Genomic DNA, 13,808 nt, shown 5'->3' with positions numbered 1-13,808 from the left:
ATGGACCATATTCGTAATTTCTCGATCATTGCCCACATCGACCACGGCAAATCCACCCTGGCCGACCGGATCATTCAGCGCTGCGGCGGGCTGTCGGATCGGGAAATGGAAGCGCAGGTGCTCGATTCGATGGACATCGAGAAAGAGCGCGGCATCACCATCAAGGCCCAGACCGCGGCGCTGAGCTACAAGGCGCGTGACGGCAAGGTCTACAACCTGAACCTGATCGACACCCCGGGACACGTGGACTTCAGCTATGAAGTCAGCCGGTCGCTGTCGGCCTGCGAAGGCGCGCTGCTGGTGGTGGATGCGTCGCAGGGCGTGGAAGCCCAGACCGTGGCCAACTGCTACACCGCGATCGAACTGGGCGTGGAAGTGGTGCCGGTGCTCAACAAGATCGACCTGCCGCAGGCCGATCCGGACAACGCCAAGCAGGAAATCGAGGACGTCATCGGCATCGACGCCAGCGACGCCACGCCGTGCTCGGCCAAGACCGGCCAGGGCGTGGAAGACGTCATCGAGGCGCTGATCGCCAAGGTGCCGCCGCCCAAGGGCGAAACCGACGCGCCGCTGCAGGCCCTGATCATCGATTCGTGGTTCGACAACTACGTTGGCGTGGTGATGCTGGTGCGCGTGGTCAACGGTACGCTGCGCCCCAAGGACAAGGTGTTGCTGATGGCTACGGGCTCGCAGCACCTGGTGGAACAGGTGGGTGTGTTCTCGCCGAAGTCGATCCAGCGCGACGCGCTGACCGCCGGCGAGGTGGGCTTCGTGATCGCCGGCATCAAGGAACTGAAGGCGGCCAAGGTGGGTGACACGATCACCACGGTCGCAAAGCGTGCCCCCGAACCGCTGCCGGGCTTCAAGGAAGTCAAGCCGCAGGTGTTTGCCGGCCTGTATCCGGTGGAAGCGAACCAGTACGAAGCGCTGCGCGAATCGCTGGAAAAGCTGCGCCTGAACGACGCATCGCTGCAATTCGAGCCCGAAGTCTCGCAGGCGCTGGGTTTCGGCTTCCGCTGCGGCTTCCTGGGCCTGCTGCACATGGAAATCGTGCAGGAGCGTCTGGAGCGCGAATTCGACATGGACCTGATCACGACCGCGCCGACCGTGGTCTATCAGGTGCAGCAGCGCGACGGCACGATGGTTACCGTCGAGAACCCGGCCAAGATGCCCGATCCGAGCAAGATCGAGGCAATCCTGGAGCCGATCGTCACGGTGAACCTGTATATGCCCCAGGATTATGTGGGCTCGGTGATCACGCTTTGTACGCAGAAGCGCGGCTCGCAGATCAACATGAGCTATCACGGCAAGCAGGTGCAGCTCACCTATGAAATCCCGATGGCGGAAATCGTCATGGATTTCTTCGACCGCCTGAAGTCTGTGTCGCGCGGTTATGCGTCGATGGATTACGAGTTCAAGGAATATCGTCCGTCGGACGTGGTCAAGGTGGATATCCTGATCAACGGCGACAAGGTGGATGCGCTGTCGGTGATCGTTCACCGGTCGAACTCGCAATATCGCGGGCGCGAGGTGGCTGCCAAGATGCGCGAGATCATTCCGCGCCAGATGTATGACGTGGCCATTCAGGCCGCCATCGGCGCGAATATCATCGCGCGTGAAAACGTCAAGGCGCTGCGCAAGAACGTTCTGGCCAAGTGCTACGGCGGCGATATTTCTCGAAAGAAGAAACTGCTGGAAAAGCAGAAGGCCGGCAAGAAGCGCATGAAGCAGGTGGGCACCGTGGAAATCCCGCAGGAAGCGTTCCTGGCGATTCTGCAGGTGGACGAAAAGTAAGCGCGTGCGCACCGCCAATAACAAGCTGGCGATACCAACAAATCGACATCACTCCAAGCCGTCATGAATTTCGCACTGATCCTTTTTGTGCTGGTGGTCATTACGGGCATTGCCTGGGTCGCGGACAAGCTCGTATTCGAGCGCCATCGCCGCAGCGTGACGCAACTGGCGCTGGCTGAATTCGATGCCCAGCGCCAGCACATGCAGGCCGTGCAGGCCGGCACGGAGCTCGACCGTTCGCGGGCGAAGCTGGCGGAAGATAAAATGCGCCAACCGTGGTGGCTCGAGTATTCGGCGAGTTTCTTCCCGGTCATCCTGGCGGTTTTCGTGCTGCGGTCGTTTGTGGTGGAGCCGTTCAAGATCCCGTCCGGATCGATGATCCCCACGCTGCTGATCGGCGATTTCATCCTGGTGAACAAGTACGACTACGGTATTCGCCTGCCGGTGGTGAACAAGAAGATCATTGACGTAGGTGAGCCGCAACGCGGCGACGTCATGGTGTTCCGCTACCCGAAGGACGAATCGCTGGACTACATCAAGCGTGTGATCGGTGTGCCGGGCGACGTGGTGCGTTACGAAAACAAGAAGCTGACCATCAACGGCAAGCCGGCCGAATACAGCGCGCTGCCCGACTATCTGGACGAGGAACGTCTGGCATATTCGAAGCATTTCACTGAAAAGCTGCCGGGCGGCCTCGAACATGGCATTCTGAACGACACGGACCGGCCGGCATTTGTGGCGGGCGCCGATCCGGATTTTCCGTTCCGCGAGAACTGCACTTACAATCAGCAGGGACTGACGTGTAAAGTGCCGGAAGGTCACTATTTCGTCATGGGGGATAACCGTGACAACAGCCTGGATTCCCGATACTGGGGCTTCGTACCCGACAAGAATATCGTCGGCAAGGCCTTCATGATCTGGATGAATCTGGGCAATTTCGGGCGCGTAGGGTCGTTCAAATAAGCCGTTCACGGCACTACGCAGCGCAAAACACTCAATATAGAGGACAGCGCGATGGGTCAGAAGTCTTTGGGTAGCAGGGGGAAGGTTCGCGTATTTGTGATGAATAAATCACGCGGATTTTCAATGGGGTCGATGCTGGTCGTGATCATGCTGGTACTGGCAGTGGCCTTGCCGGCATTGAAGTCGATTCCCAGCATGCTGGAGTATTTCTCGGTCAAGCGGGCGGTAACTTACGCCCGCGATGCTTCGAACAACCGCAAGGAAGTTGCGGCCAATTTCGACAAGCAGGCCTTGATCGACAATATCAGTTCGATCAGGGGCGAGGATCTGGACGTGAACGAGGACGAGAGCGGGCGCATTCGCACGATCGGCTTCGAATACCGGACCGAAGTCAGGATCTATGGTCCGTTGAGTTTTTTGATTACCTATTCGGGAACGCAGTAAAGACATGACCCTCGACGCCTTGCAGCAACGTCTCGGCTACCGATTCAGCAAGCCCGAATTGCTGCAGCAGGCGCTCACGCATCGCAGTCATAGCGCGCAGCACAACGAACGCCTGGAATTCCTTGGCGATTCGGTGCTGAACTGCGCGGTGGCGGACATGCTGTATGGCATGTTCGGCAAGCTGGACGAGGGCGATCTGTCCCGCGTACGCGCCAACCTGGTCAAGCAGCAGGCCCTGTACGAGATTGCCCAGATGCTGCAGTTGTCCGACGCGCTGCGCCTGGGTGAAGGCGAACTGAAGAGCGGGGGCTTCCGCCGCCCGTCGATTCTCGCGGATGCGCTCGAGGCGATCGTCGGCGCCGTGTTTCTCGATAGTGGGTTCGACGCCGCACGGGCGTTGATCCGCAAGCTGTATATCCCGATTCTGGAGCAGGTGGATCCGCGCACGCTGGGCAAGGATGCCAAGACGCTGCTCCAGGAGTACCTGCAGGGTCACAAGATTGCCCTGCCGCAGTACAACGTCATTGCCACTCACGGCGCGGCGCACAGCCAGCAATTTGAAGTCGAATGCATCGTGCCTAAACTGGAGGTGCGCGTGTTCGGCACCGGCGCGTCGCGCCGTGCGGCCGAACAGGCAGCGGCCAAGCTTGCGTTGGACGAAGTCCAGAAGCTCGTGCCCCAATTGCTCAAGCGCAGCCGCGCCGAGCGAACGGGCAAGACGCGCAAGCAGCCGGTGCCCCAGGATCCCCAGTTGTCTCTCAGGTTGAAGGAATGACCGATTCTCTCCCTCCGCAGCAGGATGCGGCGGAAACATCCGGCGCCACCGCATTTCGCTGCGGCACCGTAGCCATCGTAGGCCGCCCGAACGTGGGCAAGTCCACGCTGATGAACGCGCTGGTTGGCCAGAAGATCAGCATCACGTCACGCAAGGCCCAGACCACGCGCCACCGTATCGTCGGTATTCAGACCACCGACGACGCGCAGTACGTTTTCGCCGATACGCCGGGTTTCCAGACGCGCCATGCCAGCGCATTGAACCGTTCGCTGAACCGCGCGGTGACATCGACGCTGTCGTCGGTGGACATCGTGCTGTTCGTCGTGGAGGCCGGTTATTTCGGCCCCGATGACGAAAAGGTGATGGCGCTGCTGCCGAAGAACGTGCCGGTGCTGCTGGTGTGCAACAAGCTCGACCGCATCGGCGAAGGCCGCTCGGAAGTGATGATGCCGTTCCTGGAGCAGATGGGGCAGCGCTTTCCGTTCACGGAAGTGGTGCCGATGTCGGCCAAGACGCGCGATCACATCGACCGCCTGCTTGCCATCATCCGGCCGTACCTGCCGGAAGGCGAACCGATGTACGACGTCGACGCGATGACCGATCGCAGCGAGCGCTTCCTGGCATCGGAAATCATCCGCGAGAAGGTGTTCCGCTGGACTGGCGACGAGTTGCCATACACAAGCACCGTCGTCATCGACAAGTTCGAGACGGAAGGGCGCCTGCGCCGCATTTTCGCCACGATCCTGGTCGAGCGCGACGCTCACAAAGCCATGATCATCGGCAACAAGGGCAGCAAGCTCAAGCAGATCTCCACCGAAGCACGCCTCGACATGGAGAAGCTGTTCGATGGCAAGGTCTACCTGGAGATGTGGATCAAGGTCAAGAGCGGCTGGGCCGACAACGAAGCCGGATTGCGCGCCTACGGCTACGAGTGAGCAAGATGCCTGACGTGCGCCGCGGCGCGCCGCGTGCGCGCAGTGCCGATCCGATTGCCGAGGAGGCCGCCGAGGTGCTGGAGTCAGGCGCCATCCCTGCGCTGAGTCCGGCCGTGGCGGCCGGGCGCGAAATGATGGACCGCGCGATGCGCATCGTGCCGGCGCGCTCGGAGTTGCGCGTCACCAACGAAGCGGGATTCGTGCTGCATGCCTATCCCTATCGCGAGACCAGCCTGATCCTTGACGTCTTCACGCGAGATCACGGACGCATGGCGATGGTCGCCAAGGGCGCCAAGCGCCCGCATTCGGCGCTGCGCGCCGTGCTGCAGCATTTTCATCCCATTTCGTTATCGTGGACTGGTCGCGGCGAGGTCAAGACGCTGACCAAGGCCGAGTACATGGGCGGCATGCTGCCGCTGGCCGGCGATGGGCTGCTGTCGGGCTTCTATCTGAATGAGTTGCTATTGCGATTCTGCCCGCGCGAAGACGCACACCCCGCGCTGTTCAAGCACTACATGATCACGCTGACGCGCCTGGCACATGGCGAGCCGGCGAGCCTGGTCCTGCGCGGTTTCGAACGCGTGCTGCTGCAGGAAACCGGCTTCGCGGTGGCATTCGATCAATGCATCAAGACGGGCGAGCGTGTGCAGCCCGGGCTCGACTATGTCTACCAGCCCGAGCGCGGCGTGCGGCGCGCCCATGCCAGCGATCCGTCGAGCTGGCCCGTGGTGTCGGGGCAGACGCTGCTGGACATGGCGCAGGACGACTACGGACGCGCACAAACGGTTACGCAAAGCCGCGCGCTGATGCGGTTCCTGCTGCATTATTATCTACAGGGCGAGCCGCTGAAAACGCGCCAGATCCTGATCGATCTGCAGTACCTTTGATTCCCAATTCCCTCTGAGCAAGCCGGCATGATCTTCCACGCGAATCCCGGGGTCATCGACCTCGGCGTCAACATCGATCACGTTGCCACGCTGCGCAATGCGCGCGGCACGGTGTATCCCGACCCGATCCAGGCCGCCCTGCAGGCCGAGGAAGCCGGCGCCGACCTGATTACGCTGCACCTGCGTGAAGATCGCCGCCACATCCGTGACGCCGACGTGCGCGCGCTGAGGCCGAAGCTGGCGACGCGGATGAACCTCGAATGTGCGATCACTGCGGAAATGCTCGACATCGCCTGCGAGATCAAGCCGCAGGATGTGTGCCTGGTACCCGAGAAGCGCGAGGAAGTGACCACCGAAGGCGGCCTGGACGTGGCGGGCCATTTCGAGCAGGTCAGCGCCGCGTGCCGCCAGTTGGCCGACGCAGGCATCCGCGTATCGCTGTTTATCGATGCGGACCCCGAACAGATTGCCGCCGCGGCCGCGTGCAAGGCGCCGGTGATCGAGATTCATACGGGCGCCTATGCCGATGCCCATACTCCCGATGCACAGGAGGCGGAGTTCCAGCGCGTGGTCGAAGGCGTGAACGCTGGCCAGAAGCACGGCCTGATCGTCAATGCCGGCCATGGCCTCCATTACACGAACGTGCAGCGCATTGCGGCACTGCCGGGCATCAAGGAACTGAACATCGGCCACGCCATCGTGGCGCACGCGGTGTTCGTCGGCTGGCAGAATGCCGTGCGCGAGATGAAGGCCATCATGGTGGCGGCGCGGCTGGGCACCCGTTATCCGGTGCCGGGGCGGGCCGCGTGATCTACGGCATCGGCACCGACATCATCCAGATTGATCGCGTGCAAGGCGTGATGGATCGCACGCGTGGGCGCTTTGCCGAAAAGGTACTGGGCCCGCGCGAACTCAAGATCTATCACGCGCGCAAGGCGCGCTCCGAAAAGCGCGGACTGGCGTTCCTGGCTACGCGTTTTGCCGCCAAGGAAGCCTTCTCGAAGGCGATTGGACTGGGCATGCGCTGGCCGATGACCTGGCGCGCGATGGAATTGCTGAATCTGCCGTCTGGCGAGCCCACCCCGCAATGCACGGGTGAACTTGCCGAGTGGGTTCGGGAACGCGGCCTGACCATTCGGGTCAGTGTCAGCGATGAGCATGAGTATGCGGTCGCCTTCGCGATCGCGGAGCGGACGGGCCAGCCCGGTCCGCTGCCTGAACCAGCCTCGAACTGAACCGATATGAACAATAAAGTGTCCGGCAAGCGTCCGGGTCCCGTGGTGCTCGACGTGGTGGGCAAGCAGCTCAATGCCGAAGACGAGCGCCGCATCGCGCATCCGCTGACCGGCGGTGTCATCCTGTTCGCGCGCAACTTCGAGTCGCGCGCTCAGCTGGTGACGCTGACCAGTGCAATCCGCGATGTTCGCGACGATGTACTGATCTGCATCGACCACGAAGGCGGCCGCGTGCAGCGCGCCAAGACCGATGGTTTCACGCACCTGCCCGCCATGGCGAAACTGGGCCAGCTGTGGGACCGCGATGTGATGGTGGCTACCAAGGCTGCCATCGCCTGCGGCTATGTGCTGGCAGCCGAACTGCGCGCCTGCGACATCGACCTGAGCTTTACGCCGGTGCTCGATCTGGACTTCGGCCGAAGCGGCGTGATTGGCGATCGCGCCTTCCACGCCGATCCGCGCGTGGTCACGATGCTGGCCAATCACCTGACGCATGGCCTGTTGCTGGCCGGTATGGCCAACTGTGGCAAGCATTTTCCGGGTCACGGCTATGTGGAAGCCGATTCCCATGTGGCAGTGCCCGTGGACGAACGCACGCTCGACGAGATCCTGGCGCACGACGCCCGCCCGTATGACTGGATGGCCCAGGCGCTGGCGTCGGTGATGCCGGCGCACGTGATCTACCCCAAGGTGGACCCGGCTCCGGCGGGCTTTTCGCGCTTCTGGCTCCAGGACATCCTGCGCGCCCAGCTTGGTTTCGAAGGCGTGATTTTCAGCGACGACCTCAGCATGGAAGGGGCCAGCGTTGCGGGCACCGTCACGCAGGGCGCCAAGGCTGCGCTCGACGCTGGTTGTGACATGGTCTTGATCTGCAACAACCCGGAGAAGGCCGACCAGCTGCTGGCCGAGCTAGGCACGTCGATCTCCAAGACGTCGCAGCGCCGTATCCGCAAGCTGTTTGGCCGCCGCAAGCCGCTGGACTGGAACAAGCTCGAGCAGGAGGGCGAATACCGTGCCGCGCTGCGCCTGCTGAAGGACCTTGATCTGGTCAAGTAAGGATCAGGCCGGCGGCTGGCAAGTCGCTGGCAGGCCACGGACGACAAAAAGGGCAGCCGAAGCTGCCCTTTTTTATCGCGTGGCGCCGTGAAGCTTAGTTGGCGCGGCTGCGGTATTCGCCGGTACGCGTGTCGATTTCGATCTTGTCGCCGATGTTGCAGAACAGCGGTACTTGCAGTTCGAAGCCGGTGTTGATCTTGGCGCCCTTGAGCACCTTGCCCGACGACGTGTCGCCCTTGACGGCCGGTTCCGTGTAGATGATCTCGCGGACCAGCGTCGTCGGCATTTCCACCGAGATGGCCTTTTCGTTGTAGAACACGACTTCAACAGCCATGCCGTCTTCGAGGTAGTTCAGCGCGTCGCCCATGCTGTCCTTCTCGACTTCGTACTGGTTGAATTCGGTGTCCATGAACACGTACATCGGGTCGGCGAAGTACGAGAACGTGCATTCGCGGCGCTCCAGCACCACGACTTCGAACTTGTCGTCGGCCTTGAAAACCGACTCGCCCGGGGCGTCCGTCAGCAGGTTCTTGTACTTCATCTTGACAACAGCGGCGTTACGGCCCGACTTGTTGTACTCGGCCTTTTGAACCACCATCGGGTCGGAACCGATCATGAACACGTTGCCGACGCGGAGTTCCTGTGCGATTTTCATCTGAACTGTCTTCCTGAAAAAAATGGTCCGGGCACTAGGTAGGGGTAGCCCGGAAATCGGTATGGCGAAGGCGCGCAGCCGGCAGCTTGTTCTTGGGCCTTGAAACTTGGCTCGCCATCAAAATCAACCGGCTATTTTACCTGATTTTCGCCAAAGGCCACGAGATTCGCTGCGAGGTCGCCCAAGTGCTGCAATTGCCGCTGCCAGCGGTCCATGCCTGCGGTCAGGGCCGGCAATTGTGCCTGTAACGCGGCCCAGTCGGGCGCCGTGCCGTAGCCGTTCCAGGCATGGGAAAACTCGACCAGGGCGGCGGAGGCCTCGGGTGCCACGCCGGCACGGGCGAACCTGGTCAGCCAGGCATCGAGCTTTGCGTGGTGCGCCTGGTCGTCCTGCGGGTAGATGTGCCAGACCATCGGCCGTGCGGCCCAGTGGGCGCGCACGCAGGAATCCTCGCCGCGCACGAAGTTGATGTCGCAGGCCCAGAGCAGTTCGTCGTAGTGTTCCTGGCGGACGAACGGAATGCCATGGACGATCAGATTGCCGCGATGGTGCGTGGTGCCTGGCGTGGGCGCCGCGCGCAGCCACTGGCCCACCTGCGTCGCCGCCAGCCCCTGCGGCACGAAGCACTCGATGGGCGTGGCGCCATCGCGCCATTGGTCAAGCAGAACCGGCGTGGCCGGATTCTCATAGGCAAAGAAGCTGACCTGCAGCGCCCCGGGCGTGGGCCGCACGCCAAGCCGGTGCCACAGCGTGGCCTGTGCGGCGGGGCTGCTGCGGAAGGCATCGCGCGAGGCGCCGATCATCGATTCGCGCAACAGGCCGCCGGTGCCGCGCGCGAAGCCCGGGAAGAAGAAATACTTGGTCAGCGGCAGGCGCGGATGGGGCGATGCCATTGCGTGGTGATCGGTGACCCAGTCCTCGGCGCTCAGGTACTCCAGGTTGATCCAGACAGGCTTGCGCGGGGCGGCCGACATGGCTGCCAGGAACGATTCGGGCGGGTGACAGGCGAATGCCTCGATCACCACGTCGTGCGGGGCCGGGGCATCGAAAGCGGCGTCGGGCCGTGGGTCCCAGCGCCGCACATCGACCCCTGCCAGACGCTGATGCGTGGCGGCGGGATCGATTTCCGGCGCGAGGCGGGCAAAGCTGGCAAGATCATCCACCCAGAGCCGGACCGCATGCCCGTGCTCCTGTGCCAGCTGGCGTGCCAGCCGCCAGCAAACGCCGATGTCCCCGAAGTTGTCGATGACCGTGCAGAAAATGTCCCAGGAACGGATTGGCATGATGGAGAAATGGCGAGGACGCCCGTCGGAAAAGTCTCGCGGACGAATTGCTCTAAACTTGCGATTCTAGGCCAGCGCCCTATGTGGGCGTACATACATGGCGCACCTTATTCGTCCAATCCGCCCGCGATGCCCGAGCAGGAACCCATCCCCCAGACCGACCCCGTGACCCTCGAACCCGAAGCCGCCCCCACGCAGGCGCAGGCTCCGGAGCCACCCGATGTGCCGGATTTCGATCCGCGCCCGATCCTGGCGCGGATGCCGGGGCTGCCCGGCGTCTACCGTTATTTCGATGCCGACGGCAACGTGCTCTATGTGGGCAAGGCCCGCGACCTGAAGAAGCGGGTGTCGAGCTACTTCAACAAGACGCAGCTGTCGCCGCGTATTGCCATGATGGTGGGCAAGATCGCGCGGATCGAGACCACCGTTGTACGGACCGAGGCGGAAGCACTGCTGCTTGAGAACAATCTCATCAAGGCGCTGGCGCCGCGCTACAACATCCTGTTTCGGGACGACAAGTCGTACCCATTCCTGAAGCTGACGGGCCACAAGTTCCCGCGCATGGCCTACTACCGGGGCGCGACCGACCGCAAGCACCAGTATTTCGGGCCGTTCCCGAGCGCCCATGCGGTGCGCGAGAGCATGCAGATCCTGCAGAAGGTGTTCCAGCTGCGCACCTGCGAGGACACGGTGTTCAACAACCGCACGCGGCCGTGCCTGCTGCATCAGATCCACCGCTGCACGGCGCCCTGTGTAAACGCGATCTCGCAGGAAGACTATGCGCGCGACGTGGGCAATGCGGCGAGCTTCCTGCAAGGCCGCGAAACCGAGGTGCTCGAGGGCCTGCAGCAGAAGATGGAATCGCACGCGGTGCAATTGCAGTTCGAGCAGGCGGCCGCCGTGCGCGACCAGATTGGCGCGCTGTCGACCGTGCTCAAGCGCCAAGCCGTGGAGGAAGTGGGCCAGGCGCGCGATATCGACGTGCTGGCCGTGGCCGTCCAGGGCGGGCGCGCCTGCGTGAACCTTGCGATGGTGCGCGGCGGGCGGCATCTGGGCGACAAGGCGTACTTCCCGGCCCATGCCGACGAGGCGGCGATGATCGTCGAGGAAAGCGACGACACCGGCGAGGTGGCGGAGGCATCCGAAGCGTCAGGTGCGTCCGAGGCCTCCGGTGATCAGGCCGCGGCCGAAACAGCAACTGCAGCCTCCAGCGCCCCCGTCACCCCCACCGGGCCGCTGTCCGTCGACCGCATTGCCGCGCGCGTGCTGTCCGCTTTCATGATCCAGCACTATCTCGATCAGGCGCCCCCGCCGATCATCGTGGTCAGCCATATGCCGGCCGACGGTGCAGTCGTCGAGGCGTTGTCGATGCAGGCCGGCCGCAAGGTGGCACTGGTGCGGCAGCCGCAGGGCCAGCGCAAGGTGTGGCTGGAGATGGCCGCACAGGGCGCGGACCTGGCGCTCGCCAGGCGCCTGGCCGAGCAGGGTAGCCAGGAGGCCCGTACGCGTGCGCTGGCCGAGACCATCGGCCTGGACATGGAAGACCTTGCCATGTTGCGCATCGAGTGTTTCGATATCAGCCACACGGCCGGCGAGGCCACGCAGGCGTCGTGCGTGGTGTTCCATCATCACGAAATGCAGAACAGCGAGTACCGGCGCTTCAATATCACCGATATCACGCCCGGCGACGACTATGCAGCCATGCGCCAGGTGCTGACGCGGCGTTACCAGAAGCTGGTCGAGCAGATCCAGGAAGATGGCGGCGATCCGGACGCTGCCGGCGCCGAGGGCGTGCCCCGCATGCCGCGCGTGGTGCTGATCGATGGCGGCAAGGGCCAGGTCGAGGTGGCGCGCCAGGTATTCGAGGAGCTTGGCCTCGACATTGGCCTGCTGGTGGGTGTCGCCAAGGGCGAGGGCCGCAAGGTGGGCCTGGAGACGCTGGTATTTGCCGATGGGCGCCCGTCGCTGGAACTGGGGCAGGGCAGTGCCGCCCTGATGCTGGTGGCGCAGATCCGTGACGAGGCGCACCGGTTCGCGATCACTGGCATGCGCGCCAAGCGGGCCAAGGCGCGCACCACGTCGCGGCTGGAAGAAATCGAAGGGGTGGGCGCCCGGCGCCGCCAGAAGCTGCTGACGCGATTTGGCGGCCTGCGCGGCGTGACGGCCGCCAGCGTCGACGAACTCGCCAGCGTGGAAGGCATTTCACGAACGCTGGCCGAGGAAATCTACCGGCAACTGCACTAAAGCCTGGCGTTTGCACGTATTGGGCGGCTTTCGGCCTGAAATTAACGGGCTCAGGCCGAAATCGGCGACAATCGCGCAATCCGCCTTGGCGACCACATCGCACACCAGCCAGTTTCTGGCGCACGAACGCACCGCCCATGCCACTGAACATTCCCATCCTGCTGACCTGGCTTCGCGTGGCCATGATCCCGCTTGTCGTCGGGGTCTACTACCTGCCCGAGGCCTGGTTGCCGATGCATACCAAGAACGTGACGGCGGCGTCGTTCTTCATCATCGCGGCGGTCACGGACTGGCTGGACGGCTTTCTGGCACGGCGCTGGAACCAGACATCGGCCTTCGGCGCCTTCCTGGACCCCGTGGCCGACAAGCTGATGGTGACCGCGGCCTTGTTGTCGCTGCTGGCGCTGGGGCGCGTGGCCGACCTGATTGCGCTGGTCATCATCGGTCGCGAGATCACGATTTCGGCGCTGCGTGAATGGATGGCGCAGATCGGGGCGTCGAAGAGCGTGGCCGTGAACTTCCTGGGCAAGCTGAAGACCACCGTGCAGATGATCGCCATCCCGTTGCTGCTGTTCAACGACACGCTGTTCGGCTTCGATGCGTCGCTGCTGGGCACGCTGATGATCTACGTGGCGGCCGTGCTGACGCTGTGGTCGATGATCTATTACATGAAGCTCGCGTGGCCCCAGATTCGCGAGCGCAGCGATGCGCTGAGCGGGGCACGCACACAAAAATGAAATTCCCTGCAAAAAGTTGTTGACGAGCCGGTTCCTCCTTTGCAATAATCTCGTTCTCGCTGCTGACGACGCAAACGAAAGCAGCAAGATAAGCGGTACTTAGCGCGAATTGCCAGCATAAAGCTGCGTAGTTAAAAGAAGTTGCGCGATAGTCTGCTTTTCGGTATGATGCAGGGCCCTGCGGGAGTAGCTCAGTTGGTAGAGCGCAACCTTGCCAAGGTTGAGGTCGCGAGTTCGAGACTCGTCTCCCGCTCCAGGTTAATGGCATCCGGTGGCATGATGATGTTCGGTCAGGTCGGCGGAGCGGCAGTGAAAGCTGCCACAGCAGTAAAAGTTGTACGCGGGAGTAGCTCAGTTGGTAGAGCGCAACCTTGCCAAGGTTGAGGTCGCGAGTTCGAGACTCGTCTCCCGCTCCAATCCCAAAGGGAAGCAACGCTTCCCTTTTTCTTTAGCGGGATTGCATCCCGTCGCAGTGTCGGCAGTCACGACGTTCGCGGCGAATCCGGATACAATCCAGCATCGTCACCTGGCGGGGTGGCAGAGTGGTTATGCAGCGGCCTGCAAAGCCGTGTACGCCGGTTCGATTCCGACCTCCGCCTCCAGTTTCAAGCCGACGGCGCCCATGTGGCGCCGTTGTGCTTTTCAGCGCCGGCATTCGCCGAACTTCCCCAGTTTTTTGCGATTGTTCTCATCCGGAGTGGGGTGCGTCGCGTGTTACATTACGTCAATGCCGTACGCATCCGGGACGGCGCCTGGCGTGGCAAGCCACCTCGCGTAGTCGTATTCCGATGCATTCCCTC

13 protein-coding genes and 3 tRNA genes are annotated in these 13,808 nt (G+C 62.7%); 14 read left to right on the top strand and 2 right to left on the bottom strand.

What is annotated here, in order from left to right:
- The 9 genes from lepA to nagZ all read left to right on the top strand — a co-directional run bounded on the left by lepA (position 1) and on the right by nagZ (position 8,089).
- Positions 1 to 1,794 carry a translation elongation factor 4 gene (gene lepA, locus ACOABP_RS03500; protein WP_474226988.1) on the top strand — a complete coding sequence of 598 codons (1,794 nt, stop codon included), beginning with the start codon at positions 1 to 3 and terminating at the stop codon, positions 1,792 to 1,794.
- A 63-nt stretch (positions 1,795 to 1,857) separates the two neighbouring features.
- Positions 1,858 to 2,757, top strand: coding sequence for a signal peptidase I (gene lepB, locus ACOABP_RS03495; protein ID WP_474226987.1), 900 nt, complete (start codon positions 1,858 to 1,860; stop codon positions 2,755 to 2,757).
- Between the two features lie 51 nt (positions 2,758 to 2,808).
- Positions 2,809 to 3,201 (top strand): DUF4845 domain-containing protein, encoded by a 393-nt coding sequence (locus tag ACOABP_RS03490; RefSeq protein WP_474226986.1) that lies wholly within the window; start codon positions 2,809 to 2,811, stop codon positions 3,199 to 3,201.
- 4 nt (positions 3,202 to 3,205) lie between these two features.
- Positions 3,206 to 3,976: a ribonuclease III gene (rnc, locus tag ACOABP_RS03485; RefSeq protein WP_066730972.1), complete on the top strand. Its 771-nt coding sequence runs from the start codon at positions 3,206 to 3,208 to the stop codon at positions 3,974 to 3,976.
- Entirely contained in the window at positions 3,973 to 4,911 is a 939-nt protein-coding gene (era, locus tag ACOABP_RS03480) for a GTPase Era (protein ID WP_474226985.1), read from the top strand. Before rnc ends, era begins: the two co-directional genes overlap by 4 nt.
- Before the next feature lie 5 nt (positions 4,912 to 4,916).
- The gene (gene recO / locus ACOABP_RS03475) at positions 4,917 to 5,798 is read left to right on the top strand and encodes a DNA repair protein RecO (protein ID WP_474226984.1); all 882 of its coding nucleotides are present in this window, start codon (positions 4,917 to 4,919) and stop codon (positions 5,796 to 5,798) included.
- 27 nt (positions 5,799 to 5,825) lie between these two features.
- On the top strand, positions 5,826 to 6,608 hold the full coding sequence (gene pdxJ, locus ACOABP_RS03470) for a pyridoxine 5'-phosphate synthase (RefSeq protein WP_474226983.1): 783 nt from the start codon (positions 5,826 to 5,828) through the stop codon (positions 6,606 to 6,608).
- Positions 6,605 to 7,033: a holo-ACP synthase gene (gene acpS / locus ACOABP_RS03465; RefSeq protein ID WP_474226982.1), complete on the top strand. Its 429-nt coding sequence runs from the start codon at positions 6,605 to 6,607 to the stop codon at positions 7,031 to 7,033. The genes pdxJ and acpS overlap by 4 nt, the downstream gene beginning before the upstream one ends.
- Before the next feature lie 6 nt (positions 7,034 to 7,039).
- Positions 7,040 to 8,089: a beta-N-acetylhexosaminidase gene (gene nagZ, locus ACOABP_RS03460; RefSeq protein WP_474226981.1), complete on the top strand. Its 1,050-nt coding sequence runs from the start codon at positions 7,040 to 7,042 to the stop codon at positions 8,087 to 8,089.
- A gap of 94 nt (positions 8,090 to 8,183) precedes the next feature.
- Here the strand turns inward: nagZ and efp are convergent, their stop codons facing one another.
- A complete protein-coding gene (gene efp, locus ACOABP_RS03455) occupies positions 8,184 to 8,744 on the bottom strand; it encodes an elongation factor P (protein WP_474226980.1) in 561 nt (186 codons plus the stop codon).
- Between the two features lie 131 nt (positions 8,745 to 8,875).
- Positions 8,876 to 10,027 (bottom strand): elongation factor P maturation arginine rhamnosyltransferase EarP, encoded by a 1,152-nt coding sequence (gene earP / locus ACOABP_RS03450; RefSeq protein ID WP_474226979.1) that lies wholly within the window; start codon positions 10,025 to 10,027, stop codon positions 8,876 to 8,878.
- A gap of 129 nt (positions 10,028 to 10,156) precedes the next feature.
- On the opposite strand from earP, the gene uvrC reads away from it, so the two are divergent.
- The 5 genes from uvrC to ACOABP_RS03425 all read left to right on the top strand — a co-directional run bounded on the left by uvrC (position 10,157) and on the right by ACOABP_RS03425 (position 13,610).
- A complete protein-coding gene (gene uvrC / locus ACOABP_RS03445) occupies positions 10,157 to 12,271 on the top strand; it encodes an excinuclease ABC subunit UvrC (protein WP_474227765.1) in 2,115 nt (704 codons plus the stop codon).
- A 137-nt stretch (positions 12,272 to 12,408) separates the two neighbouring features.
- Positions 12,409 to 13,008: a CDP-diacylglycerol--glycerol-3-phosphate 3-phosphatidyltransferase gene (gene pgsA / locus ACOABP_RS03440; RefSeq protein WP_474226978.1), complete on the top strand. Its 600-nt coding sequence runs from the start codon at positions 12,409 to 12,411 to the stop codon at positions 13,006 to 13,008.
- 180 nt (positions 13,009 to 13,188) lie between these two features.
- Positions 13,189 to 13,264: transfer RNA gene (locus ACOABP_RS03435), tRNA-Gly, on the top strand.
- Between the two features lie 84 nt (positions 13,265 to 13,348).
- Positions 13,349 to 13,424, top strand: a tRNA-Gly gene (locus ACOABP_RS03430).
- A 112-nt stretch (positions 13,425 to 13,536) separates the two neighbouring features.
- Positions 13,537 to 13,610, top strand: a tRNA-Cys gene (locus ACOABP_RS03425).
- Positions 13,611 to 13,808: the final 198 nt, after the last annotated feature.

Source organism: Cupriavidus sp. HE11, assembly GCF_056097175.1.
This window is presented reverse-complemented; position numbering and strand designations above follow the sequence as displayed.